The sequence below is a fragment of the Streptomyces sp. Ru62 genome, assembly GCF_002920615.1.
Classification (GTDB): domain Bacteria; phylum Actinomycetota; class Actinomycetes; order Streptomycetales; family Streptomycetaceae; genus Streptomyces.
In genome coordinates, this window is sequence record NZ_PQSU01000051.1 from 20,670 (window position 1) to 45,808 (window position 25,139).

Annotated in this window: 17 protein-coding genes and 1 pseudogene; 8 read left to right on the top strand and 10 right to left on the bottom strand. The window is 73.6% G+C overall.

Features of this window, described 5'->3' with window-relative positions:
• Positions 1-24 precede the first annotated feature (24 nt).
• Together C3492_RS46740 and C3492_RS40725 are read right to left on the bottom strand one after the other, a co-directional pair.
• Positions 25-2,907: an AAA family ATPase gene (locus C3492_RS46740; RefSeq protein ID WP_308461183.1), complete on the bottom strand. Its 2,883-nt coding sequence runs from the start codon at positions 2,905-2,907 to the stop codon at positions 25-27.
• Positions 2,908-3,167: 260 nt separating this feature from the next.
• Complete coding sequence (locus C3492_RS40725) at positions 3,168-4,154, bottom strand: LysR family transcriptional regulator (protein ID WP_103817634.1); 987 nt, start codon at positions 4,152-4,154, stop codon at positions 3,168-3,170.
• A gap of 471 nt (positions 4,155-4,625) precedes the next feature.
• On the opposite strand from C3492_RS40725, the pseudogene C3492_RS40730 reads away from it, so the two are divergent.
• The 4 genes and pseudogenes from C3492_RS40730 to C3492_RS40745 all read left to right on the top strand — a co-directional run.
• Positions 4,626-4,931 (top strand): annotated as a pseudogene (locus C3492_RS40730) (WhiB family transcriptional regulator); the annotation flags it as partial.
• A complete protein-coding gene (locus tag C3492_RS40735) occupies positions 4,928-5,386 on the top strand; it encodes an SsgA family sporulation/cell division regulator (protein WP_103817636.1) in 459 nt (152 codons plus the stop codon). The pseudogene C3492_RS40730 and the gene C3492_RS40735, both read left to right, overlap by 4 nt.
• 141 nt (positions 5,387-5,527) lie before the next feature.
• The gene (locus C3492_RS40740; RefSeq protein WP_103817637.1) at positions 5,528-6,373 is read left to right on the top strand and encodes an alpha/beta fold hydrolase; all 846 of its coding nucleotides are present in this window, start codon (positions 5,528-5,530) and stop codon (positions 6,371-6,373) included.
• A 111-nt stretch (positions 6,374-6,484) separates the two neighbouring features.
• Positions 6,485-9,208, top strand: coding sequence for a LuxR family transcriptional regulator (locus C3492_RS40745; RefSeq protein ID WP_258056190.1), 2,724 nt, complete (start codon positions 6,485-6,487; stop codon positions 9,206-9,208).
• On the opposite strand, the gene C3492_RS44375 is transcribed toward C3492_RS40745, so the two are convergent.
• On the bottom strand, positions 9,121-9,645 hold the full coding sequence (locus tag C3492_RS44375; RefSeq protein WP_146075796.1) for a hypothetical protein: 525 nt from the start codon (positions 9,643-9,645) through the stop codon (positions 9,121-9,123). The genes C3492_RS40745 and C3492_RS44375 overlap by 88 nt on opposite strands.
• A gap of 243 nt (positions 9,646-9,888) precedes the next feature.
• On the opposite strand from C3492_RS44375, the gene C3492_RS40750 reads away from it, so the two are divergent.
• From C3492_RS40750 to C3492_RS40760, 3 genes are all read left to right on the top strand, one after another.
• Positions 9,889-10,395 carry a DUF302 domain-containing protein gene (locus tag C3492_RS40750; RefSeq protein ID WP_103817639.1) on the top strand — a complete coding sequence of 169 codons (507 nt, stop codon included), beginning with the start codon at positions 9,889-9,891 and terminating at the stop codon, positions 10,393-10,395.
• 288 nt (positions 10,396-10,683) lie between these two features.
• Complete coding sequence (locus C3492_RS40755; protein WP_103817640.1) at positions 10,684-11,169, top strand: DUF1269 domain-containing protein; 486 nt, start codon at positions 10,684-10,686, stop codon at positions 11,167-11,169.
• A gap of 287 nt (positions 11,170-11,456) precedes the next feature.
• A complete protein-coding gene (locus C3492_RS40760; protein WP_181140817.1) occupies positions 11,457-11,978 on the top strand; it encodes a sigma-70 family RNA polymerase sigma factor in 522 nt (173 codons plus the stop codon).
• Positions 11,979-12,142: 164 nt separating this feature from the next.
• Here the strand turns inward: C3492_RS40760 and C3492_RS40765 are convergent, their stop codons facing one another.
• Entirely contained in the window at positions 12,143-12,907 is a 765-nt protein-coding gene (locus C3492_RS40765) for an MBL fold metallo-hydrolase (RefSeq protein WP_103817641.1), read from the bottom strand.
• A gap of 13 nt (positions 12,908-12,920) precedes the next feature.
• Entirely contained in the window at positions 12,921-14,603 is a 1,683-nt protein-coding gene (locus C3492_RS40770) for a cyclic nucleotide-binding domain-containing thioredoxin-disulfide reductase (protein WP_103817642.1), read from the bottom strand.
• Positions 14,604-14,783: 180 nt separating this feature from the next.
• On the opposite strand from C3492_RS40770, the gene C3492_RS40775 reads away from it, so the two are divergent.
• Positions 14,784-15,260, top strand: a complete 477-nt coding sequence (locus C3492_RS40775; protein ID WP_103817643.1) for a VOC family protein — start codon at positions 14,784-14,786, stop codon at positions 15,258-15,260.
• Between the two features lie 165 nt (positions 15,261-15,425).
• Here the strand turns inward: C3492_RS40775 and C3492_RS40780 are convergent, their stop codons facing one another.
• The 5 genes from C3492_RS40780 to C3492_RS46450 all read right to left on the bottom strand — a co-directional run bounded on the left by C3492_RS40780 (position 15,426) and on the right by C3492_RS46450 (position 24,632).
• Positions 15,426-17,732: a molybdopterin-dependent oxidoreductase gene (locus C3492_RS40780; RefSeq protein ID WP_103817644.1), complete on the bottom strand. Its 2,307-nt coding sequence runs from the start codon at positions 17,730-17,732 to the stop codon at positions 15,426-15,428.
• Positions 17,733-17,885: 153 nt separating this feature from the next.
• Positions 17,886-20,732: an AAA family ATPase gene (locus tag C3492_RS40785; protein WP_103817645.1), complete on the bottom strand. Its 2,847-nt coding sequence runs from the start codon at positions 20,730-20,732 to the stop codon at positions 17,886-17,888.
• Positions 20,733-21,079: 347 nt separating this feature from the next.
• Positions 21,080-21,817, bottom strand: a complete 738-nt coding sequence (locus tag C3492_RS40790; RefSeq protein WP_103817646.1) for a response regulator transcription factor — start codon at positions 21,815-21,817, stop codon at positions 21,080-21,082.
• The gene (locus C3492_RS40795; protein ID WP_258056191.1) at positions 21,814-24,078 is read right to left on the bottom strand and encodes a LuxR family transcriptional regulator; all 2,265 of its coding nucleotides are present in this window, start codon (positions 24,076-24,078) and stop codon (positions 21,814-21,816) included. Before C3492_RS40795 ends, C3492_RS40790 begins: the two co-directional genes overlap by 4 nt.
• Entirely contained in the window at positions 24,009-24,632 is a 624-nt protein-coding gene (locus tag C3492_RS46450; RefSeq protein WP_258056192.1) for an ATP-binding protein, read from the bottom strand. The genes C3492_RS40795 and C3492_RS46450 overlap by 70 nt, the downstream gene beginning before the upstream one ends.
• Positions 24,633-25,139 lie beyond the last annotated feature (507 nt).

The window sequence follows — 25,139 nt, forward strand, 5'->3', positions numbered from 1 at the left end:
ACGCCGGTGCCTGCCTGGTGCGCCCTACCGCCGGCTCACCAGCCGTGACGGCGTCCCGCCGGGCTCGGGGACGGGGCGCGTCGCCGTACCGGTCGCGGTGCCGGACGCGTGGTCCGGTGTCCGCTCCCGCGGCTCCCCGGCGCGGCTGAGCGCGTCGTGGAGCTGTGTCCGGCTGCTGACCCCCAGCTTGGGGAACACCTGGTACAGGTGGAAGCCCACGGTCCGGGCGGACAGCAGCAACCGCTCGCCGATCTGCCGATTGGTGAGCCCCGCCGCCGCCAGCCGCGCGATCTGCAACTGCTGAGGGGTCAGGTGCTCCACCGACCCCGGGTGCCCCTCCGCGTCCCGCACGGGTACCCCACAGGCGCGCAGCTCCCCGGTCGTCCGCTCCACCCACGGATGCGCCTTCAGCCGCTCGAACACCGTCAGCGCCCGCGCCAGTTCGGCCCGCGCCTCGCTCATCCGGCGCCTGCGGCGCAGCCACTCACCGAACTCCAGCGACACCACCGCCCGCTCGAACGGCCACTGCTCTCCCACCGGGTCCCCCACGACCGTACGGAACAGGCCCTCCGCCTCCTCCCCCTCGCACAGCAACGCCCGCGCCCGTCCGACGATCAGCCGCAGGCGCGGCGACATCCCCTCGCCGACCCACCGCTCGACCGCGTCGACCGCCGCGACCGCTTCTTCCGGCCGCCCCACCCGGACGGCAGCGGCGGCCAGGTCCCCCACGCCGTAAAGGGAGCAGTGGTAGTGCACCGGACGAGGATCGGGCCCTGCCGTGAACAGCCCCCGCAGCAACTCGAACTCCAGCGCGTGATCGCCCTCGGCGGCGGCCACCGCCGCACGCACCACCGCCATGCGCACGCCCAGCGCCCGGCTCTCCGACATGTCGAGACCCCGCACGGCCCGCGCCATCAGCCCCCGGGCGTCCTCCCCGCGCAAGGCCAGCACCATCGCGCTCACGTACACGGCCACCCAGGCCGCCGTCTCCTGCCCGTTCTCCTCCGCCACCCGCCGCGCGTCCTCGGCGGACTCGCACGCCGCGTCCCAGGCACCGGCGTCGAACTGTGCCAGCGCCAGCGTCTGTCCCACCATGGCGCTGGAGCCCGCGGTCGTCACCGTCCGCAGACGTTCCATCACCGCACTCAGCAACCGCACCCCGAGCGCCGTCTCGTCCAGGATCCACGCCGCGCCGCCCAGCACGCTCAGCCGTCCGGGCACGCCGTCCGCCTCGGCCGCGGCGCGATGCAGCGCCACCAGCGCACCGCGACGGTCGCCGAAGGGATCACAGCAGGCGCGTGCCCACACCTGTTCGTACGCGCTGCCCACCTCGCCCGGGACACGTGCCAGCAACTCCTGTGCCTGGCGGCGGAAGACCTCGTCACCGCTGCAGTACAGAACCACCGCGCTGTGACTGACCGCGTCCAGCGCCGTCACCGGCGAGCCGTCCATCATGTCGGCGGCCAACGGCAGCAGTTGGGAGAGCGCGGCCTTCTGCCGGCCGGTCGCCGCCAGCGCCCAGCCTCTCCGCAACGCCGCCTCGGCCAGCATTCCGGGGTCGTCCGTCGCCGCGGCCACCTCGCCCGTCAGCGCCTCGACCCACCACGGCTCGCCCGCGTGCACGGCGAGATCGGACGCGTCCAGCAGCCGCCGCGCCCGCGACCCTCCCCGCTCACTCAACTGCGCCGCGCGCTCCAACGCGGCGGCGGCCACGCGGTAGCCGCCCCGCCGGCGTGCCCGGTCCGCCGTCTCCACCAGCGCGCCCGCGACCGACTCGTCCGGTGCCAGGCACGCCGCGGCCCGGTGCCAGGCCCGCCGGTCGGGATCCCCGTCCAGCCCGTCGGCCAGCCGCAGGTGCACCTCGCGACGCTCCGCGAACGACGCGGTCGCGTACACCACGGACCGCATGAGCGGCTGCCGGAACTCGACCCGCCCGCTCGCCAGACGCACCAGCCCCGCGTCCTCCGCGGCCGCCCACGCCTCGGCCCCGCCACCAGGCACCGACGCCGCCGCCGACAGCGCGGCCCTCATGTCCGGCCCGTCCGCGGCCGCCGCGAACAACAGCACCCGGCGTGTGGCCTCCGGCAATCCGTCCAACCGTTCCGCGAACGCCTTCTCCAACCGGGCCGGCAGCGAGAATCCCGCCCCCACCGCCGTGTCCCACCCCGGAAATCCCCGCTCCGCGGCGTCCCGCGCCAACTCCACCAGGGCCAGCGGATTTCCCGCCGCCAGCCGCAGCACCTGCCCGCGCACCCGGCCCCGGGGAACCACGGGCTGCGCGTCCAGCAGGCGTCCGGCCGCTTCCCCGGACAAGGGCCCGACCGGCACCGGCTCGAAGTCGGGCCACCCGGGTCCGGCCACGCCGTCGCCACGTACCGCCGCCAGCAGACCCACCGGTTCGCCGGCTGTGCGTCGGGCGACGAACAGCAGGGTCTCCAAGGAGGCGTCGTCCAGCCACTGGAGGTCGTCCACGACGATCGTGACCGGGCGGTGGCTCGCCGCCGCCAGCAGCAGGTTCAGGGACGCCAGTCCGACGAGCAGCCGCTCGTCACCGCCTTCCGCGTCGGCGGTACGGGCAGCCGCGTGCCGCGCGCCGAGGGCGCGGGAGAGGGCGGCGCCCTGCGGAGCCGGCAGCTCGGGCAGGTGATCCAGGACGGGTCTCAGCAACTGGTGCAGGGCGCCGTACGCGAGCGTTCGCTCGGCCTGGCTGCCCGCGCAGCCGAGGACGGTCCCGCGTTGGCCCGCCTCCGCGGTCACGGCGTGCAGCAGTGTGGTCTTGCCCATGCCGGGCTCACCGACGAGGAGGAGGGCGGCCGCCTCCTCGGCCCGCTTCGGGAAAAGGCCTCGCAGGACACGCGATATCTCCGGCTCGCGCCCGATGATCCCGTCCAGTGGGTCCTCTTCCACGCGTCCACGGACCATTGTTCCTCCCCGGCTCCTCACAATTGCTCGGAAGCTATCACGGAATACCCGAGGGCCCGGGTCCTTCCTTTTCATCGGGAAGTTCGGAACGCGCCGGAGGCCACCCTTCCAGAGATAATCAAGAATTTCCGCGGAAAAAGCGGAGGCATTCCAGATTCATTCCACAACCCGCCCGCGCGGACCGCCGCCGCCCTGCCGTGGACACGATGCGCGATGTCCCGCGTCGACGCAAACCGGGGCTCTCGTCAACGTGGCCGGAACACTGCGGGCAGTCTCCAGATGCCGGGGTGCGCGGCGCTCAGCCCGGCGGCCGCGGACCGGCAGGACGCCACGAAGGCCTCGGCGACGGCGGAGCCGTCACCGCCGTGCCGCACGACGCTCATCCGGTGGTGCAGACCGGGCAGCGGTACGAAGGCCACGTCCGTGTAGCCGGCGAAGCCGAAGGACGCCGGTACGACGGACACCCCCAGGCCCGCCGCGACCAGGTCCGGAACGGCGGAGGGAGCCGTGGGCACGGGGGTCAGCCGTACCCGTGCGGCGGCGGCCAGCTCGTTCAGCGAGTCCCAGCAGTGTCCGCGTTCTCTCACGGGGAAGAGGAACGGGTCCTCGGTCAGCGCGGCCAGGGGCATCTCCGCCGCCCCGGCCCAGGCGTGGTGCCGGCTCACGAGTGCGCTGGCGCCCTCTTCGAGCAGTACCTGCGCGTGATCGGCGTCCAGGTCCCCGCCCCAGGTGAGAGCCGCGTCGACGCGACCGTCCCGCAGCGCCGCGTCGACATCGCGGTCGTCCAGTCCCACGACCGAGACCTGCACGTCCGGGTGCGTGGCACGGAAATGACGCACCGCCTCGGCCAGCAGTCCGCCGGGCGGGCTGGGCAGGGGAGCGGAGACCGTCAACGTGCGCGTCCCGTACCGCCCCGCCGCCGATCTCACCAGGCGGACGAGCCGACGGTTCTGGGCGACGGCCTGCTCGGCGTGCGGCAGCACGAGCCGTCCCACGGTGGTCAGCCGGGCGCCCCGCGACGTGCGGGTGAACAGGGGCGCCCCCAGCAGGCGTTCGAGTTGCTGCACCTGCCTGCTCAACGCCGACTGGGCGACCATGAGACGGTCCGCGGCACGGCCGAAGTGACCTTCCCGGGCGACGGCCAGGAACGCCCGCAGCAGTCGTAGGTCGATGTCGGGCTCGGAACGCGTCACCTGGAGATCCGCCAGGGCGACGGGAGAGGAGTCTGTCACTTCTGACCTGCCTCGGTCTGTTGTGTACGGAACCACTTGGGAGACGGACACGCGCACGCGCGGCCGTCGAACGGTGCGTGGCCGCGGCCCTGCCCAGGCTAGGAGCGCGCACCCGGCGCTCCATCAGTCGACTGACTGTGCTTTCCGGGAGGGCGGCGCGCCGACTCCGGGACACCGGGCGTCCACATGTCCCGCGTTCCGGGCGCCGGCCGGTGTGTGCCGGCAACGGAACGCCCCGGCGTCGCCCCGCGCCAAGCGGTCAGTCACACGACGGATGCCCGCCGAGCGCCGGTGGCGAAAGGGTGGCGGGAACACAGGCTCGTTGCGGAGGTGGCGATGGAAGCGTTCGACGGGGCACGGTCGTGGCCCACCCCTCCGGTACTCCCGCCGTCGGGTCCGCCTGCCGCCGGGAGCCACCACACCCTTCCGGCTCCCGGCCGGCCGACGCGGTCCGGGGGGACCTCTCCGGCCTGGCAGCGGTATTCGATGTGCCGGTCCGAGGACCCGGAGCTGTTCTTCCCGGTCGGCGAGGCGGGACCGGCGCTCGGGCAGATCGAGGAGGCGAAGGCCGTCTGCCGGCGGTGCCCGGTCATCCGCCCGTGCCGGGCGTGGGCCCTCGACCACCACGAGGAGGCGGGCGTGTGGGGCGGCCTCAGCGAGCAGGAACGGCGGACCATCCGCAAACGCGCGGCCCGCGCAGCACTGCGACGTGTGGCCCCCGGACCCGCCGCCGTCGACCAGGACACGAGACCGACAGCGAGGACGCTGAGCAGATGACCGAGCACGCACACCCTTCCGATCGTGCCCACGGCGACCCCCTGGGCACCCTGGAACTCCTCACCACCCTCCGTTTCCGGCCTGCGCCCCCGGAACACGACGGCGTCAAGTGCAGGTTCAGCTACAGCGTGGACGATCCCTTCGCGGTCCGCATGGACCTCCTCGTGACCGAGGAGACCTGCGTGACCTGGGTCGTCGGCCGGGACCTGCTGACCGCCGGCACCGACCGGCCCAGCGGCGAGGGCGACTGCAAGGTGTGGCCCTCCACGGGACCGGGGGAGCGGCCCTCGCTCCACCTGCGGCTGGAGAGCCCGCACGGGCACGCGACGTTCACGGCCGACCTGACCGTGCTCCGCCGATGGCTGGAAGACACCTATGCCTTGGTCCCCTCCGGCAGCGAGGGCGCACTCCTGGACTGGGCCGCCCTGACCGAAAGCCTGCTGCCGCCCGTCTGAGCCCGGGATGCCCGCTCGATCCGGTCACACCTCCCCCCATGGTCAAATGCCCGATGCCCCGGACCCGGCCCGTCGTCACACTCGACGGCACACATTGCTTCCCACCCGAGCGGGAGGCAAGGCCCCGGCGAAGGATCCGACATGTACATCGACGCACCGAACCACTTCGTCGACGCCGCCAACGGCGTCAGATACGCCTACCGGCGCTGCGGTCCCTCCGGTTCACAGCCGCCGCTGCTCATGCTCCCCCACTTCCGCGGCACGCTGGACAGCTGGGACCCGGCACTCGTCAACGCCCTGGCGACGGAACGCGACGTGATCGCCTTCGACAACGCCGGGGTCGGCCTGAGCACCGGCCGTACCCCCCGCACCATCGCGGAGACGGCCGTGGACACCCTGGCCTTCATGACCGCCATCGGGATACGGCAGGCGGACCTGCTGGGATTCTCGATGGGGGGTTACACGGCCCAGGAACTGGCCCTGCTGCGCCCCGCCGCCGTCCGCCGCCTGGTGCTGGCGGCCACCGCCCCGCGCGGTGGCCCGGGCATATTCGGCTGGCTGGACGACGTCTTCGCGCGCGCGGACGTCGACCAGCCGAGCCTGGAGGACTACCTGTACACCTTCTTCAACCACACCGAGTCCAGTCAGCGCAGCGGGCTGGAGTTCCTGGGCAGGTACATCGAGCGGGAGCAGGACCGGGACCTGCCGGCCGGCCGAGCGGCCAGGCAGGCGCAGTACGAGGCGATGACCGAGTGGGGCGTCCCGGATCACCGCGCCCTGCACAGGCTCTCCGCGATCAGGCAACCCGCGCTCGTGCTGCACGGGGACAACGACCTCGTCACCCCGCCCGGCGCGTCCCGTGTGCTCGCGGGCCTGCTGCCCGACGCACGGGTGAAGACCTACCCGGACTCCGGCCACGGCTTCCTGTTCCAGCACCACGAGGAGGTCGCGCGGGACGTGCTGGCCTTCCTGGCCGAAGCGCCCTGAAACCCGGGCGATACCAGTCGACCGACAGATGCGTCACCCGCCCGCCGGCAGCCACCATAGGAGCGCCGTCAGGGGCAACCGCCCTCCGGCGTGGGAGGAACGTTGTCGCTGGTGGGCCGTACGTCCGAGTTGCATGCTCTGGAAGCACTGCTGGTCGAGGCGGAGAAAGAAGGAGCAGCGCTGCTGCTGCGGGGCGACCCCGGGGTGGGGAAGACCGCGCTGCTGGACGCCGTGACCGCCCACGCCCGGACGGGCGGACTGCGTGTCCTCCAGGTCGTCGGGGTCGAGAGCGAACAGGAACTCGCGTTCTCCGCGCTGCACCAGCTCCTCTATCCGCTGTTCGACCACCTCGCGGGGCTCCCGGCCTTCCAGAGCGCCGTGCTGGAACAGGCGCTGTCCATCCGCGAGGGCTCGGCGCCGGGACGCTTCGCCATCTCGGCGGCGGCGCTGGCGCTCCTCCAGGCCGCGTCCCTGCGGCGGCCCCTGTGCGTGGTGGTCGACGACGTGCACTGGATCGACCGCTCCAGCGCCGAGGTGCTGACGTTCATCACCCGCAGGCTCACAAGTTGCCGGGCGGCCTTCGTCATGACCGCGCGGAGCGGAGCACACGGCTTCCTCGACCCCACGGGCCTGCGCGTGCTCGACGTCGGCCCGCTGCCGGCCCCCGACGCGCTGGTGCTGCTCGACAGCCGTCACCCGGGGCTGGCCGAGGCGACCAGGCGGCGCCTGCTGGACGAGTCCGAAGGCAATCCGCTCGCCCTGGTGGAGCTGCCGAGCCAGCTCACCGACGCCCAGCGGGACGGCGTGGAGACCCTGCCGACGAACCTGCCGCTGAACAGCCGGCTGGAGAGCGTGTTCGCCGACCGCGTCCGGCAGCTCGGCTCCGTCACACGTTTCGCCCTGTTGCTGACGGCCCTGGACGGAGAGCGCCCCGGCAATCTGGGGGACATCCGGGCGGCCTTCGGGGCGGGGGGCGAGCAGTGGGACGACGGCCTGCTGGAGACGGGCGAGCGCACCGGACTGGTCCGTGTCGACCACGTCGCGGAGCAGGTCACCTTCCGGCATCCCCTGGTCCGCTCCTGTGTGGTGCACATGTCCCCGGCCGGACGCCGCAGAGCCGCGCACCGCGCGCTGGCCGAGGTCCTGAAGGCGGAGCCGGAGCGGCGTGCCCTGCATCTCGCCCATGCCGCGGACGACCCCGACGAGGCGGTCGCCGTCGAACTCACCGGCGCCGCGGAGCGGGCCATGGCCCGTGGCGGCGCCGCGGAGGCCGCCACGGCGTACCGCCGTGCCGCCGAACTCAGCCAGGACTCCATCGAACGCGTCCGCCGCCTGGAGCAGGCCGCGTTCGCCGCCGGCATCGCCGGTCTCCTGGGAACGGCCCACGAACTGGCCGGCCAGACCACGGAGTCGCTGCGGGGCGCGGCAGCCGCGGGATACGTGCAGTTCCACCGGGAGGGCGACATCGACGCGGTCTACCGCATCCTGCCCCCCGCGATGGAGGCGGCGCGCGGAAGCACCGCCCCGAAGGACGCGGACGCGTTCGACGACGCGTTCTACGTCCTGCTCAACGCGGCGGTGTGGGGAGGCCGCGCGGAACTGTGGCCGCCCGTGTACCGCGCGCTCGACCGGATCTCCGAGTCCGCGCGCATGTGCTTCGACAGCGTCGCCGATCCGGCGCGGACCGCTCATGACGTGCGGGAACGGCTGGACCGGGCGACGGCCGCGCTGTCCCCCGAGACGCCCCTGTGGCGCGTCACCTGGCTGATCTACACGGCCATGTATCTCGACTGCTTCACGTACTACGACGGTGTGTGGCGGGAGGCCGTCGGGCACAGCGCGTACGACAGCCTGCGCTTCGGCGTGGTGGCCAGGACCCACGAGGCGTTCATGCGGGGTGAGTGGGACAAGGTCCAGGCGATCACGTCCCAGGGCTTCGCGGACGCCACCGAGCACGAGTACCACCTCATCCACATCATCTTCACGTACGGACTGGCCATGGTCGCGTCCGGCCGCGGGGACGAGGAAGCGCTGCGCCGGCACTGCGACACGATCACCGCGTGGGCCCAGCCGCGACGCATGCAGCTGCTGATGTCCACGGTGAACGAGACCTGGGCCCGCGCCGCGGTCGGCCGCGGGGACTTCGAGGAGGCCTACCTGCTGACCTCCGCGTTGACCCCGCCGGGAGAACTGCCCTCGCACTTCCCGCACTTCTCGCGCGTGTTCCTGGACCTGGTGGAGTCGGCGATGCGCACCGGCCGGACCGAGGCGGCCCGCGCACACGTCGAGGCGGGCCGGCAGGCGCGTCTGGACGCCATCTCGCCGCACCACGCGGCCATCCTCGCCGCCGCCGCCGCCGCGGTCGCCGCGCCCGACGAGGAGGCGGGCGCACTGTACGAGGCGGCCCTCGCGGTGCCGGACGCCTCCCTGTGGCCCTTCGAACACGCCCGGGTCCGGCTGTGGTACGGCGAGTGGCTCCGCCGACGCCGGGAGTACACGGCCGCGCGCGTCCAGTTGAGCCTGGCGCTGGAAGTGTTCGAGCAGCAGTTGAAGGCCCCGCTGTGGGCGCAGCGCGCACGGGACGAACTGCGCGCGGCCGGCGTGGGCGTCGGGATCGCGGACGCCAGGACCGGTGTGAAGATGAGCGCGCAGGAGCGCCGTATCGCGGAACTCGCGGCGAGCGGCCTGTCCAACAAGGAGATCGGCCGGCAGCTCAACATCTCGCCCCGCACCGCCGGCGCCCACCTCTACCGGGTGTTCCCCAAGCTGGGCATCACCTCTCGCGCCGCCCTGCGCGACGCGCTCAAGGCCTTCGACGAAGCCAACGGTATGTGACGGCCGCGCCGCCGGCGGTCCCGGACCAGGGCGGGGGCGCGTGACACCGTGCTCGGGACCCCGGGCACGCCCGGACAGGGCGTCACCGCGAGCCCGAGTACGCGCGGGTCCAGGGCCTCCACCCAGCCGTGCCGCACGCTCCAGCCGCACACCCGGGTACCGGCCGCCACGGTCCTGGCCACCAGAACGGCACAGCGGACCCCCTCGTCCGACAGCGCCGACGCGAGCAAGGCCCGTACCTCCGCCAGCTCGCCCGCCGGCTCCGGGCCGGCGGCTCCGGGCCGGCCGGCACAGCCCTCGGCCACGGCGCCCTCGGCCCGGTCGAGGGCGCCGTCGCCCCACTCGACCACCAGGTCGAGGCGGTGGTGCCCGGGGCCGAGGGCCGTGGGCAGGGCCGCGCAGATCGCGCCGGCGTCCGCCGTCGCACGAGCGAGCACGACGGACCGGTGTGCCGACCGGGCGAACCTCCGCAGGAACATATCGGCCCCTCCGCACGACGATCGCTGACGAATGGCGGACTCCCCCAGGATGAGGGGCACTTGTGGATTCTTTGTGGGGCGGTTGCCCGATGGGGCAGCAACGGGGCGCCGGGCCGCCCGTTGGACACGTGTGCCGAGTGCGCCGGCGACCGCGCCGTTATGGTCGACCTCGATCCCACCGCGCACCAGCCAGGAGGCGAAATGAGTACGTTCCCCGTGCGGCGTCTGGACGTGGCCGTGCCGTCCCTGTCCGACTTCCGGCAGAGCTACGAGGCCGCGGTACCGCCAGTGCCGGAGGAGGAGCTGGAGTCGCTGATCCGCCGGGAAGCCTCCTGGCCGGAGATCACCGCGCTCATCGACGCGGCGGCCCCGCACGGTTTCATGATCTTCGAGAAGAACGCGGCCCACCCCGTCTTCCGCCGCGCCGGACACCAGGCCATCTGCTTCTGGTACTTGATGGGCAACCACACGATCGCGGAGCGCATGTACCGCCACGACCCGCGGACGATGCTCTACGCGCCGCTGCGCACCGCGATCTGGCAGGACGAGGCCGGAGCGGCCTGGTTCAGCGTGGACCAGCCCAGTACCCACTTCGCCGGACTCGGCATCCCGGAGGTGACGGAGGTCGGCGTCGAGCTCGACCGGAAGCTCGCCGCCCTCCTCGACTTCCTCGGTACGGACGTACCGGACGCACTGCTTCGGAGCTGACCCGGCCCGGCACCTTCGGAGAACACCGGCCTCGGACTCCGTCGCGCACACGTCCAGGCCCACCGACCGTGACACACGTATCTGTACAGCGAGCTTCTTGGGTATGCTGTCCAGCGATCCCGGCCGCGTACATGTCCTTCCCTGCGTGCCGCCGGCGGACCGCGACGGAACGGTGCCGGGCCGCGGCCCCCGGCGCGTACCGGCCCGCCTCTTCCCCCGCGTGATCACGCACGACGCCTTCCGCGCTGTCGTCGTCCGCGGTGATCCAGCCCCTCGAAAGGAGCCCCCGTGGCCACTCTCACCGTCTGGAAGTTCCCCACCCCCGACGGCGCCGACCGCGTCGAGGAGACCCTGCTGTCCCTGCAGAAGCAGGGGCTCGTCCAGGTCCACGACGCAGCGATCGTCACCTGGCCGGAGGGTCGCAAGCAGCCCAGGACCAAACAGCTCTACAACCTCACCGCCGCGGGCGCGCTGTCCGGCACCTTCTGGGGCCTGCTGTTCGGCCTGATCTTCTTCGTGCCGCTGCTCGGCGCCGCCGTGGGCGCCCTCAGCGGCGCGCTGGGCGGCTCGCTGGCCGACGTCGGCATCGACGACGGCTTCATCGAGAGCGTCCGGGGTGAGGTGAAGCAGGGCACGTCCGCCCTGTTCCTGCTCACCTCCGACGCGGTCGTGGACCGCGTCCACGAGGCGTTGCCCCACGGCACCGCCCGGCTGATCCACAGCAACCTGTCCGCGCAGGACGAGGCCACGCTGCGCGAGGTCTTCGAGGCGTAGCCCGGGCCGGGGAGGCCGGGGCTCGTCCCCCGGCCTCCCGCCGCGTCGGGGCCGGGTGCCGGTTCCCCGGCGACGCGGCCTGCCGCACTTCGCCCACGCCGGGCGTCACCGGTTCCATCGACCCAGGCGACTTCGACACCTCGGACACGTCCATCGTGCGACCGTCGTCGATGCCCGGTGGGACGGGACCGACAGGCGCCCGTGTCGCCGTCGGTCCTCCGGGCGTGCCCCGCTTGTCGCGGACGGCCCCGGACGCCCGGCTCCCTCCCGATCCTGGAACGACGGCCATGACGACACCCGCGCCGCACGGGACACCGCCGCAGCCGCGGCACCATCTCCACGTCCAGACCCTGGTGACCCGGCACCGCGCCGCCCTGGTCACCTATGCCGAGAAACTGCTGTCGGACCGTCACCTGGCCGAGGACATCGTGCAGGAAGCCTTCGTCCGCGCCTGGCGTCACACCGACGAGCTGCGCGACGGACCGGGCTCCACGCGCGGCTGGCTCCTCAAGGTGACCCGCAACCTGATCATCGACCGGTCCCGCAGCGCGCTCGTCCGCCACGAGAGCGTCACCGACCAGATGGGCGACGTTCCGCAACGCGACCACGCCGGGCGCGTGCTGGCCGCCATGGAGGCCCAGGGCCTGCTGCGGAGCCTGAGCGACGAGCACCGGGAGGTGCTCGTCCACACCTGTATGTACGGCTTCACCGTGCACGAGACCGCGCGGCGCCTCGGCATACCCGCCGGAACGGTCAAGTCCCGCCGGCATTACGCGCTGTACGCGCTACGACACCGCGCCGGGGCGTAGCAGACCCGCGCCGCGCTCCGCCGGAAGGACGGCGGCCGGCGCACATGACTGCGTGCGCGTCACCGGCCGGGCGCCCTCCGTGTCATCGGACCTCGTGGAACCCTCGTGGCCACGGACGTGACCCCGCGCCGACGGACGTCCTCGGCAGGAGGCGCCGCCCGGCCTCACCGTACGGCGTGCTCCCGGGCGCGTGCGGCGGCCCGCCCGACGCTTCCCCGGTGCGCCGGCCCGTGCCCCGGCAGGATGACGTCGGCGTCGATCCCCTCCAGCACGTCCAGGGAGCGCAGGGCCCCGGACCGGTCGGTGTCGAACATGGCGGGAAGCAGCTGGGGGCCGTCGGTCCGGGACGTCGGATGGGCGGTGACCAGGGCGTCACCGCTGATCAGAATGCCGCTGCCGGCCAGCAGATAGGCGCAGTGCCCTTCCGTGTGCCCCGGTGTGTGCACCGGCTCCGGCGCGCCCGGCAGATCCAGCGGGCCCGGCGCGGGAAACGGCGCGGGCTCGGCGACCGGCACATGTGCGGTGCCCCCGGCCCGGATGGCGTGGACGGCCCAGGGCAGCACACCCGGGCGCCAGGCCTGCGTCAGCACCTGCCCGACGGAGACCTGGTGCAGGTACTCCCGCCGCGCGTGCGGGACTTCCTCCTCGTGCATCAGGACCGGTGTGCCGTACGCGAGCCGCAGGCGCTCCGCGGCGCCGATGTGGTCGTTGTGGGCGTGCGTCACCAGGATCGCGCGCACGGCCTCCGGCTTCAGACCCAGGACGTCCAGGGAGGCCAGCAGCAGGTCGTGGTCGTTCGGGTATCCGCTGTCCACCAGAGTGGCCTCGGCACCGTCCTTGACGATCACCCAGTTGGTGTTGCTGCCCGACACCAGGTGGACATCGTGGCCGATGTGGACGACGTCGCCGTCGCGCAGTCGCTTGCTCATGAACGTTCCCGTCTCAGATCGTCGCGAGGTACTGGTGGACCGAACGGACGGCGCTGGCGCCGTCACCCACGGCGGCGGCGACCCGCTTCATCGAGGCCAGACGCACGTCACCGGCCGCGAACACGCCGGGCACGCTGGTCTCGTACGGCAGCGGCTCACGCCCCAGCTCCTTCCAGCGCGGTCCGAGGTCATCCGTCGACAACTGCCGGTCCGTCGGCACGAACCCGTCCGGGTCCAGGACCACTCCACCGAGCCATGTCGTCGCCGGCCGGGCGCCGATGAAGCAGAACAGGCCCGCGCAGTCGGTACGGCGGGCCCCGGCGCCCTCGGCCCGGGTGGTCAGGGACACACCGTCCAGGTGGGGTCTGCCGTGCAACGCCGTCACCTCGGTGCCGGTGAGCACGGTGATCCGCGGATCGTTCAGAATGCGCTCCACGAGGTACGCGGACATACGAGCGCCGAGATCGGGTCCCCGTACCACCAGGGTGACCCCGGAGGCGTACCGGGCCAGATGCAGGGCGGCCTGGCCCGCGGAGTTGGCGCCGCCGACCACCGCGACCGGCCGGCCGGCGACCGCCTGGGCCTCCAGGTCGGTGGCCGCGTAGTAGATGCCACAGCCGGTCAGTTCCGCCCAGCCGTCGAGCGGGAGCGCCCGGTACTCGGCCCCGGTGGCGACGATCACCGCCCGCGTCTCGATGCGGGTTCCGTCCATCAGGGTCACGACGTGGTCGCGGCCCTCGGTGCTCAGCCCGACGACACCGCACGGACTGGCGAGGCGCACACCGAACTTCAGCGCCTGTACGGCGGCACGCGCGGTCAGATCGGCCCCGCTGAGGCCGAAGGGGAAACCGAGGTAGTTCTCGATACGTGCGCTCGTGGCGGCCTGGCCGCCCACGGCCACCCCGTCCAGCAGCACCGTCTGAAGGCCCTCGGAGGCGCCGTACACCGCGGCCGCCAGCCCCGCCGGACCGGCACCCACGACGGTGAGGTCGGCCGAGCCGCGCCCGGTGCGGCGGTAGGCGAGGTTGAGCTGCTGGCTCAGTACGCCCGGCGTCACGCGGGGCGTGGCCTCACGTGATGACAGGGCCGCGGGCAGGTCCTCCTCGGTGAGACCGGACGAGCGCAGCGCGTCCGCGCCCTGCGGTGAGTCGCTGTCCAGCCACCGGTGCGGCACGCCCTGACGGTCCAGGAAGGTGCGCATGGCCAGGCCCGCGGCCGATCCGGCGTCGCCGACGATCCGCAGCGTCTGCTCCGTCGCCTGGCGCAGCAGCCGGCGCCGGGCGAGGATCGCGCGCAGGAGCAGGTCGGAGAGCTCTGTCTCCTGGGCCATCAGCCTGCGGAAGGCCGCCGGCTGCACCCGGTGGACCGTGCCGCCGGTCGCGACCCGTACGGTCAGTCCGCGCCGCTGCCCGGTGAGCAGGTTGAGTTCGCCGGCGAACTGGCCGGGGCCGTGCGTCATGAAGAGGTGCCCGTCACCGCCCTCCGAGGACGGGATGATCGCCTCCAGCGTCGCCGTCCCGCACAGGAAGAGGTCGACCGAATCGTCCTCCACCTGGTAGAGGACGTCTCCTGCCCGGACCTCCTCGCAGGTCGCGTACCGGGCGGCCCGGGCGAGCTGACCGTCGTCCAGCCGCACTTCGGCGGCCGTGGCGAGATCGTCGGGACGATCACCGATCTCGGGGAATGAGGTTGCCATGCCCGAAGAATGCCACCGGGTCACACCGCCGGGCCACGGATCGCCTCACATGTGAGGCTCCGGCGGGGCACATGTGCACGTGAGGACAGTTTGGGTGCACGAACGGTTCCACATGTACGAGGAGTATGTTCGGTGGTGCCCCTGAACCTGGGGCACGCGCATCCGAGGAGTGTCTTCCGTATGGCCGCCCGACCCGTGGTGCGGGGCCTGCACCACATCAAGATTCCCGTGTCCGATCTGGAGCGGAGCATCGCCTGGTACGGCTCCGTCCTGGGCGCACGGCGCATCCCGGAGTTCGACCACGTCACCCGGGACGGGGAGTTGTTCGCCGTCATCCTCGACGTCCCCGGTGCGGACGTGCCCGTGGAACTGCGTCTCGACCCGGCGACCGCCGGACGGCTCGCCGGCTTCGACCCGCTGACCTTCACGGTGCCGGGCCGGGCGGAACTCGACGGCTGGATCCGTCACCTCGACACGCTCGGCGTGCCGCACTCACCGGTCATCGTCGCCCTGGTCGGCCATCTCCTGGTGGTCCCCGACCCCGACGGCGTCCGGCTGCGGTTCTACACCGACGAACCCCACGGACTGGGCGCCGAGCAGGTGGACTTCGCGTCCCCCTGGCTGCGCCCCGACACCGTGCCGCCAACGGGCGCCTGACCGGCGGCGGGGTCACCGGCGGGCGGGGAAGGCGCCGTCGCTCACCGCGGTGGCGCCGTGACCGGTACGCCGTCCCAGAGACACATGCCGGTCATGTCGGACACGCCTGGCAGATCGCGGGACTTGAGACCCGCGCCCTGCCAGGCACGCCACCGCTGCCGCCGGTCAGGTGCGCATCAGCGCGTGCACGCGGTCGCTGTCCCGCTGGGCGGTCTCCCGTTCCTCGGGCGTCGGCCGCTCCAGTCGTACCGGCACGTCCTTGTGGTGCGGCGTGCCGGCGATCGGGTCGCGGTCGGCGGCGTCGGTGAGCAGGTTGATCCGCGGGCCATGGGTGACACGCCCGCCGCGGCCGTCGGGCACCGCCATGCCGAAGCCGTGGGGCAGGGCCACCTGCCCGGCCCGCAGCGTCTCGTCGGCCTCGGCCCGCGCGACCAGGCGGCCGGTCCTCGACACCACGGCCACCCAGTCGCCCGGGGCGACACCGGCGGCGGACAGGTCCTCCGAGCGGGCCCGCAGCGCGCCGTCCGGGTCGCTCCTGCGCCACGCGGGCGGGCGCAGGATCTGGTTGGCGTTGTGGCTGCGGCGCTGACCGTTGACCAGGGACAGCGGGAAGCCGGGGTCAGGGCGGTCGGCGGCCGGGTCCAGGGACGTGAGCCAGGCGAGCAGTTCCGGCACGGCGAGCGTGACGCGTTCGCTGCGCATCAGGCTCCACACCTCGTCGTACCGGTGCTCGCTGAAGGCGAGACCGCTCGGTGACCGCAGGACGCGCTCGAAGAGTTCCTCGCCGAGCGCGGTCCCGGACGCCTCGGTGCCCAGCGCCCGTTGGACGGCGGGTCCCAGCCGGTGCGCGGCGGTGTGGCAGCCGGGCCACAGGACCGCGGCGGAGGCCGCGCCCTCGGGCAGCGTACGGCCGAGCGTGCGGTACAGCAGCGCGGGGGCGACGCCCGGAGCCTCGCGCAGGGTGGCGGCGGCATGCCGCAGCAGGTTCGGCCGGTCGGTGCGGGCCAGCTCCGTGAGCCGGTCGAGCTCCGCCCGGTCCGGCAGGGCACCGAGCTCCTCCAGGAGCCGGGTGTAGATCTCGGCCTCCACCAGGGTGCCCGGCAGCGGGGCGAACAGCGGCCGGCGGAGCTGGAAGTAGTTCGTCGGCCACTCGAAGTCGAAGAACGTCCACTCCCACTTCTCGTGCTGCGAGGCCGCGGGCAGGACGTAGTCGGCCAGCGCCGCCGTCTCCGTGTAGGCGATGTCGACGACCACCGACAGTTCGCACTCCGAGAGGGCGCGCTCGACGGACGCCGTGTCCGCCGCGGTGTTGGCCGGATTGGACGAGTCCACCCAGACCGCACGGGCCCGGTGCGGATGGTCGGCGAGGACCTCCTCGGCCAGGGTGTTCATGGGCAGGTACCCGCCGATGTACTCGAACCCGGTGATCTGCGAGCGCTCTCCGTGGGACTCCTTCCACAACGGGATCAGCCAGGAGTGCAGGGCGTTGGTGCCCGGCCGGCCGAAGTGCCCGGTGACCAGGTACAGCAGCTTCTCCAGGTAGCTGTTGAGCGTGGAGTTGCGCCCCTGCTGGACGCCCAGCTCGACGCGGACGGTCATCGCCCGCGCGGCCAGGATCAGCTCCACGGCCCGCTCCACCTCCGACCGCTCCACCTCGGCGTGGGCGATCCACTCGTCGACGGGGATGCGCAGCAGGGCGTCGGCGACCTCTTCGTAGCCCTCGGTGTGGTCCCGCAGGAACGTCTCGTCCGCGCCCCCGCGCCGCACGACCATGGCGAGGATCGCGCCCAGCAGGTAGGCGTCGGTTCCGGGCCGCAGCGGCAGGTGGACGTCGGCCACGTCCGCCGTCTCGGTACGGCGCGGATCGATGACGATCATCTTCCGGCCGGGGTCGTTCCTGATGCCGTTCACCTCGGTGCGGGCCCGGTTGAAACCGTGTGCCAGCCAGGGGTTGCAGCCGATCGCCACCAGCAGGTCGCACTCCTCGACGCCCTCGGACGTGTGGCAGACCTGCCCCCCGAACAGTTTGCCGTTGACCCAGAAGTCCCCGGTCTTCTCCTGCGACAGGGCGCCGAAGAACCGCGTGGAGTTCATCCAGCTCATCAGCGCGTTCCCGTACGCGCCACCGGAGTGGTTGCCCTGACCGCCGCCGCCGACGTAGGCGAGCGCGCCGGGGCCTCCCGGCTCGGTGGTGGCCCGGATGTCCCGCAGGCGCCCGGCGATCTCGGTCAGCGCGGTGTCCCAGTCCACGGGCTCGTGGCCGCCGTCGGGGCGGCGGCGCAGCGGGGTGGTGAGACGATCCGGGTGGTCGCCGTACCACGTCAGCCGCTGCGCCTTCTGGCAGAGGTACCCCCGGGTGCGCGGGTTCTCCTTGTCGCCGCGGACCCGGGTGATCGCACGCTGGTCGATCGCGACCTCAAGACCGCAGTTGACGTAACAGAGGCTGCACGCTGTCTTGTGCCAGTCGGTCATACGTGTTCCCGCTTCCGCGACGGTCCCGCACCGGGTCACGGTCCGCTCGGCGAGCGGCGACGCCCGGGTGTCTGAGGAGTACACATTCCGTGTCCAGGGTTTCTTCAACGAACTCTCCCTGTCAAGGCGGCGATGTGTCGTGTTCCCGCGGGCTCAGCCGCGCAGCGCCGCGGGCAGGTGCTTACGCGTGGTCACACCTGTCTTCGCGAAGACACGTGACAGATGGCTCGCGACCGTGCGATGGCTCATTCCGAGTTGCCAGCCGATCCGCTGGTTCGACAGCCCGTCGGCCGCGAGGCGGGTCACCTCGGTCTCCCGGGGCGTCAGGTCGTACTTCTCGGCCCACACGGGACGGGACGTGTCCCCCGCCTGGCCCGCGGCCAGCAGCTCGGAGGCCGCGCGCCGCTCCCACGCGGTCGCGCCGAGCGTGCCGAACAGCTCCCGGGCCCGCTGGAGATGGGGCCGCGCGTCCAGCAGCCGGCGCCGGCGGCGCAGCCACTCACCGAACGCGAGGTGCGTGCGTGCCGACTCGAAGCGCAGGGCGTCGTCCTGCTCGGCGAGCGTGGCCGAGAAATGCCGTTCCGCGCGGGGACCCTCGCCGAGCAGTGCTTCCGAGCGCCCGATCAGGTGCCGCAGGAGGGCCGAGCCGACAGCCCGGTTGGCCTCGCGTACCAGGTCGACCTGGCGGCGTACCTCCTCCGCGTGCCCCGTGGCGACGCCAGCCGCGACCAGGTCGCCCAGGGCCCAGGCCGCGACGACCGGGTGACGGGCGTCACCGTCCGCGGCCGACAGCATCCGCAGCTCCTCGTACGCTTCCTCGGGCCGGCCGTGGGCGAGCGCCAGCAGTCCCCGCGCCCACCGGGACCGCGCGGCAAGCATGTGCAGTCGGCGGGGGAGCGCGAAGGCCAGGATCCGGTCGGTCAGTTCGCGGTGGCCCTCCTCGTCCCCGGTCCAGGCCCGCGTGTGCGCCACTCCGGCCTCGAACACCATCTCCGCGTGGGCGTTGGCCGCGGAACGTGCCCAGCGCAGCCCGGTCCGCGCGTCATCCATGAGCCCCTCGCGGTCGCCGAGGTGGACGCGGGCGATCTGGAGATGGGCCAGCACCATCAGGGCGAGGCCGAACTGCCCTCGCGTGGTCAGCGGCGCGAGGACGCCCGTGGCGTACTGCTCGGCGGCGACCGGCTCGTCCAGCGCGGACGCGGCGATGACGAGTCCCGCGTCCCGGGCGGGATCGCGAGGGAACGTTCCTTCCCGCACCGACCGCGCTGCTTTCGCCAGCAGGGCACGGGCCGTCGCGGAGTGGTTGTCGCGGTCCGTCCAGCACAGCGCGGAGACGAGGAAGGGGCAGTCCGCGCGGGCGGGGTTCTTCCGCAGGAGCGCTTCCAGCAGCGGACCCACGGCTTCGCGCCCGACCGGCTCGCACAGCTCCGGTGCGATGGCGCCGGTCAGCGGCAGGAACGGCGGCGGCCACCCGGTGCTCTTCGCCGTCGCCGAACGCAGCAGGAGCGACAGCGTGTGGGCCGGCACGGAGTCGCTGTGGTAGGCGACACCGGCCTCCAGCGCCGCCACGGCCGCCGCGAGCGAGGCGTCCACGGGAGCGTCGGTGATCAGATCCAGCAACCTGCGTACGTCGTCCGGCTGCCCGCCGGTCTGCGCCGCCTGCGCGGCCCGGATCAGCCGCCGTGTCCTGCGGCGCGGATCGGGCGTCAGTTCGGCGGCGGCCTCCAGGACGGTGACGGCGCGAGCGGGGTCCCTCGTGGCCCCCTTCTCCAGCGCGGCCGCGGTGGCCTCGTCCGGCTGCGCGGTCACGGCCGCGACGTACAGCGCGTGCCGGTAGTCGTCGTCGGTGTGCACGGCGGCCAGGGCGAGGTTCATCCGCCGTCGCTCCGCGAGCGAGGCGCTCCAGTGCAGCGCGGAGCGCAGCAGGGGGCCGTTGAAGCGCAGCCGGTCCCCGTCGACGGTCACCAGGCCCGCTTCTGCGGCCGCCTCCAGCCCCCGTGCCGGCACGCCCGCCATCCGCGCGGCGGCACGCAGGACCGGCAGACGGTCGGTGTGCGCCTCGGCCGTCAGCAGCAGGAAGCCACGGGCGGCCGGGGGGAGCGCGTCGAACCGGGCCGCCACCTTCTCCTGGAGCCGTTTTCCCAGCGGCAGGGCGGGGGCCAGCAGGGCCGCCGTCGTCACCTCGCGGACCTGGAGGTTCCAGGCGAGGCTCACGACGGCGGCCGGATGCCCGCACGCCTCGCGCAGGACGCGTTCGTGCAGGGCGGGCGGGAGGCCGGGACCGTGCCGGTGCAGCAGTCGCGCGCTCGACCGGTGGTCCAGCGGGCCCAGGGAGAGGCCCGGCAGTCCGGGCAGGACGGCTGGTCCGGCCGCGGGATCGGCGGACAGCAGCACGCTCACCCGCTTCCCGGCCAGCCGGGGCAGCGCCCGGCCCAGGGCGTCCAGGGACTCGGCGTCGAACCAGTGGGCGTCGTCGAGGACCAGGAGCACGGGCTCGTGCGCCGAGGCTCCGGCCGAGTGGAGGGCCTGGGCCAGGGCCGCCCCCGCGTCGCGTGGCACGGTCGAGGCTCCGTGCACCGGGAGCCAGCCGCCGGCTCCGTCGGGCGGGGTGTGACGGTCCGTGCCGGACCCGCACCGCAGCAGGATGCGGGTGAGGGCGGCGGCCGGGAGGTCGGCCTCGGCCCGCAGGCCGCGGACGTCGAGCAGCGTGAATCCGGTTCCGGCCAGTCGCGTGGTCTCCTCCAGCAGTGCCGTCTTGCCGATACCGGAGGCACCGCGGACGACCAGCGCGGCGCCTGACGCCCGGGCGTCCGAGAGGAAACGTTTCAGCACGCGCATCTCCGTCTCCCGGCCCAGCAGCGCGGATCGCGCCGCCGGAGCCGGACGGAGCGCGTCCCGGTCCGTGCCCGTCCCGTCGGCGCCGCCGGGCGGGTTCGCGCCGCGGTCCCGGCCGGTCGGGCCGGGCCGGAAGCCTGGTAGGTCGTGGGAAAGTGCTCGCATGCGCCGCCTCCGCGGGTAGGGGAGTGCGCCAGTGCTCTGGCGTGATCCTGCCGTGGGGGGAGTTGGTTCCGGGGCCTGCTGACCGGGGCGTCGCCGAGTCCGCAGGGCGGTCCGCCGACCCGTGGTCCGCCGCACCCCCGCACACCGCTTCGGCGCGGCTGCGCGAGGACCCGACGGCCCGCCACCGGCGGGCAGGCGTCCCGTCCGGATGTGCCGTCAGACCGCACAAGGGGGCCTTGGCTCGTCATCGCCTTGTGCTCGGTGACGACACGAGAGTGTTTCGGCCTCGACGGGGGCACGCCGCCCTCGACGGCGTGCCACGAGGGCCACCCGCGCGCGGTACCGCCTCACAGCGCGCCGTTGCGGATGGCGTAGGCCACCGCCTGCGTCCGGTTGCGCAGGCCCAGCCGGGTGATGACGTCGTGCAGCACGTTCTTGATCGTGCGTTCCGAGTAGTTGAGGCGTGCCGCCACCTCCGCGGTGCTCAACCCCTCGGCCAGCAGCCGCAGGACGTCCACCTCCCGGGCGGACAGGTCGGACGAGCCAGGCTGGTGCCCGGGCAGCGAACGCAGCCGCTCGACCAGGGCGCGCACCAAAGTGGGCGGCAGCGGCGACTCTCCTTGCAGGGCCCTGCGACTCGCCCGCACGATGTCGGCGTAACCGACCTCGCCGCGCAGCAGCACACCCACCACACCGCGGTCGACCGCGTACAACAGGTGCCGCTCGCTGATCGAGTCCACCACCAGCAGCACCGGCACCCCCCGCCCCTGGCCCGGCCCGGCGACCTCCTCGACACGTGTGAGTGTCGCCAGGGAGACCTTGTGCGCCAGCACCAGTGCCACGTCGGCACCGTGCCGGTCCTCCCAGGGCACCACCCGCACACCCGACGCCGCACGGAGGTAGGCCTGCGCGCCCTCCTCCGTGAGCACGTCGCTCGCCGTCAGGGTGAGCGTCACCGGCAGGGCGTCCCGGTCCTCGCCCCCTCCCAGGGCCCTCATCGCCGGCGCGTCCGGCACGGACGTCAGACGGAACCGGCCGGCCGTACCCGGACGCTCCCGCACCGCCTTGACGGCACTTCGTGTCATGTGTGATCACCGAGTTCCTGCAATGCGCGGTCGAGTTCCCGGCGGGAGCTGATGCCCAGCCGCGGAAACACCTTGTACAGATGGGAAGCCACCGTCCGTGGCGAGATGGCGAGCTGGTCCGCGATCTCCTGGTTGGACAGCCCGCGGGCGGCCATCCGGACGATCCGCAGTTCCTGAGCGGTCAGGGCGGGACGCCCGGGGTCCACGTGCGGGACAGCGCCCGGGCCGGCGAGACTCACGCCGACCGCCCGCAGTTCGGCACGCGCGGACTCCTGCCAGGGCGCGGCTCCCAGCCGGGTGAACAGGTCGTGGGCGAACCGCAGTTGACTGCGCGCCCCGGCCATCTCCCGTTGCCGCTTCAACCATATCCCGTGGTCCAGGGCGAGCCTGCCACGGGCGAAGGGGCGGGAGGCGGCCGTGGCCGCCTCGGCGGCGGAGCGGAACAGCGCCCCCGCGTCGTGACGGCCGTCGTGGGCGGCCAGGAGCGCCCGGCCGTGGCGGACCGCGAGCCGCATGTCCGCCGAGAACCCGTCGAGACCGTGCAGCGACGCACGCGCGGCGTGGGCCCGGGCCAGTGTCGTCCGGCCGCGGGCCAGCGCCGCTCGTACGGTGTCCACGTAGGCGTAGCGCGCCACCACGTCACTCACCGGCCCGGGCGGCAGCGGCGGGTGGCTCCCGCCGCCGGCCGCGGCGGCGCCGGACTCGGTCAGCAGGTACGCGGCGTAGGACGCGATCTGGCCGTGGTGGGGGGAGTCGTACGTACGGGCCCACCGGCGGACGTCCGCCAGCAGTTCGGCCGCCTGCTCGGCACGCCCCTGGAAGGCGCAGACCAGGAGCAGTTGGGCCTTGAGCGAGACGCCGTACCGGGTCAGGCCCTCGCGCTCGGCCTCCCGCAGCCGCGCCGGCACCACGGTGTGCACCTCCGACCACCGCCCGGCCGCCACCATCAGCGCGACCTGGAGGGCGGAGGCGTGGGAGAGATGGGTACGGTCCTCCGGCCCGCCGCGCCGCAGGGCGGCCGCCGTCAGGTGTTCACTGAGCGCGATGTCGTCGATGCGCCACGCCGCGTCCGCCAGCCATGTCAGTTCCCGCGCGGTCGAACGGGCGAGCCCTGCGGCCGCGGGACCGGCCGCCTCGGCCAGACCCGACCTGATCTCACTCAGCCGGCCCACCGGGTCCAGGTGGGCGAGTACGGCCGTGCGCAGCGCCGCGCTGGGCGCCGACCGCGCGCTGAGCCAGTCCAGCGCCTGGCGTGCCGGTTCCGGCCGGTGGGTCAGCGAGCCGAGCAGGGCCAGCTGGAAGGCGGCCCACTCACGCCCGTCGGACCCCAGCACCTGACCCTGTGTCAGGGCCGAGGAGAGGGAGGCCCGGTTCGTCTCGGCGGTGAAGGCGGTGTCGAACCCCGCGCTCGCCTGGACCATGCTGACGGTGCGGGTCAGCGCCGGCTCCCGGCCCCCTTGCGCCTGACGGCTCAGCGCCATCGCGAGGTTCGGGCGGCCACAGCGCAGGGCCATGGTCGCCGCGGCCGCGTACCTGCGGGAACGGCCCGCCGGGTCCGATCCGGCGTCGGCGGCCCGCTGCCATGCGTGCAGCGCGGCGCTCCACTGGCCCCGGGCCGCGGCCGCCCGGGCGAGCCGGTCGAAGGGCGCGCCCCCGTCGGTGCCCCGGGCGGCGTGCGCCCCGTCGCCCGCCGACGTCCCCCACCGCGCCAGGCCGAGGTCCGTCCAGGCGGTGTGGGCCCGCCGCCGCGCGGCCGGGGAGGCCGTGGAGTACGCCAGGGCCGGGAGGAAGCGGCGCGTGAAACGCACCGTGCGGTCACCGCGGACGAGTCCCGCCTTCTCCGCCGGGTCGAGGGCGTCGAGCCCCGTGCCGAGCCGCGCTGCCGCGTGCGCGAGATCCACCGTGCTCATGCCCGCCTCGGTCAGGGCGAGGAGGGCCAGGAGATCGCGGGTGGGGCGCGGCAGCGACCGGAACAGTCCGCCCAGCCTGCCGTCCAGCAGCGGGCCCGCCGGCAGGGGGTCGGGAAGGGGTGTACCGCCGTCGCGCTGCGCCGGGGTCAGCGCGTCGGAAAGGCTGAGCAGGGCCAGCGGATTGCCCTGCGCGGCCGAGGTCACCGCGGCGCGCACCACCGCGGGGAGGCCCGGGTGGCGGTCCGCCAGCAGGCGCCCTGCCCGGTGCTGGTCCAGGCCGGTCAGCGACACCTCCGTGATCTCGCACCCGTCGAAGGGGTCGCGGACATCGACCGCCGTGGCCGCCAGCACGGCGACGGCCGTGCCCGGCAGACGGTTGGTGACGAACGTGACGGCCGGGCCGAGGCGGTGTCGAGCAGATGGCAGTCGTCGACGACCAGCAGGACGGGACCGCGCTGTGCCGCGGCCGCCAGCACCTGCCTCAGCGCCGCGTACGTGGACAGCGCGTCCGGGGCCGGGTCGCCCTCCAGCGCCCTCCGCAGAGCCGTGCGCAGCAGGTCCGGCAGCCCGACGGCCAGAGCGAGCAGTTCACCGGCCAGGGGCTCGAACGCGCCGAAGGCACCCCTGGCGCGCGTGTCGCGGCCCGACACGCGCAGGACCCGCCACCCGCTGCCGGCCGCCCGGTCCGCGACGCTCCCCAGGAGCGTGCTCTTGCCCATTCCGGCCTCGCCCCGCACGACCACCGCGGCACCCCGGCCCTGTGCGGCCCGGCCGAGGGCGCGCCAGCAGGTGTCGAGGTCACCGCCCCTGCCGACCGCCTCGGCGGGCCGGGCGCTGCCCGACGCCGAGGAACGCGGAGCCGCCTCGGCCCGCGTGCCCGGGTACGGGGGAGAAGTGGTCGTCATCGGCTCGTTCCTGCCTTCTGCTCGGAGGCCAGCCGTCGACGGGGGACAGCCGGCACACGGGTCGGCGCGGGCCGCTCGCCGCCGGCGGGCGGGAGCGGGCCGTCCTCTCCGTGGCGTGCCGCACCGCCGTCGCCGAACGGGGGCGCGCTCACGGCGCCGCAGAGGTGGGTGTCCGGCTTCATGCCGCATCTCCGGTTCGTTCGATGGCCTTCCCGCCCGGCGAGGCCGGTCCGCCCACGGGCCCGCACGACCGGGCGGGTCGGGCCCGGGCAGCGAGATCCTTCCAACCTAGACACGTGTGACGTCCCTGACATCTGTCATTCGACGTGGTCGACGACAGACCAGGCAGGTGTTCCGCTGTCCGTCCGCGCCGCCTCCGGACGACATGGCGCTGTGCCCGGGTGGCCCGCACCGCCGGATCGCGGAGTGGGCCACCGTGGCATCGGCGGTGACTACTTGGCGAGGAAGGTGAGGAGGGCGTCGTTGACTTCTTCGGCGTGGGTCCAG

Bases quoted from the DNA above. Each gene is read 5' to 3' on its own strand.
- C3492_RS40760 (WP_181140817.1), top strand. From the start codon at position 11,457: ATGACGACACCCGCGCCGCACGGGACACCGCCGCAGCCGCGGCACCAT.
- C3492_RS40765 (WP_103817641.1), bottom strand. From the start codon at position 12,907: ATGAGCAAGCGACTGCGCGACGGCGACGTCGTCCACATCGGCCACGAT.
- C3492_RS40740 (WP_103817637.1), top strand. From the start codon at position 5,528: ATGTACATCGACGCACCGAACCACTTCGTCGACGCCGCCAACGGCGTC.
- C3492_RS40770 (WP_103817642.1), bottom strand. From the start codon at position 14,603: ATGGCAACCTCATTCCCCGAGATCGGTGATCGTCCCGACGATCTCGCC.
- C3492_RS40750 (WP_103817639.1), top strand. From the start codon at position 9,889: ATGAGTACGTTCCCCGTGCGGCGTCTGGACGTGGCCGTGCCGTCCCTG.
- C3492_RS40735 (WP_103817636.1), top strand. From the start codon at position 4,928: ATGACCGAGCACGCACACCCTTCCGATCGTGCCCACGGCGACCCCCTG.
- C3492_RS40775 (WP_103817643.1), top strand. From the start codon at position 14,784: ATGGCCGCCCGACCCGTGGTGCGGGGCCTGCACCACATCAAGATTCCC.
- C3492_RS40790 (WP_103817646.1), bottom strand. From the start codon at position 21,817: ATGACACGAAGTGCCGTCAAGGCGGTGCGGGAGCGTCCGGGTACGGCC.
- C3492_RS46450 (WP_258056192.1), bottom strand. From the start codon at position 24,632: ATGACGACCACTTCTCCCCCGTACCCGGGCACGCGGGCCGAGGCGGCT.
- C3492_RS40780 (WP_103817644.1), bottom strand. From the start codon at position 17,732: ATGACCGACTGGCACAAGACAGCGTGCAGCCTCTGTTACGTCAACTGC.
- C3492_RS40785 (WP_103817645.1), bottom strand. From the start codon at position 20,732: ATGCGAGCACTTTCCCACGACCTACCAGGCTTCCGGCCCGGCCCGACC.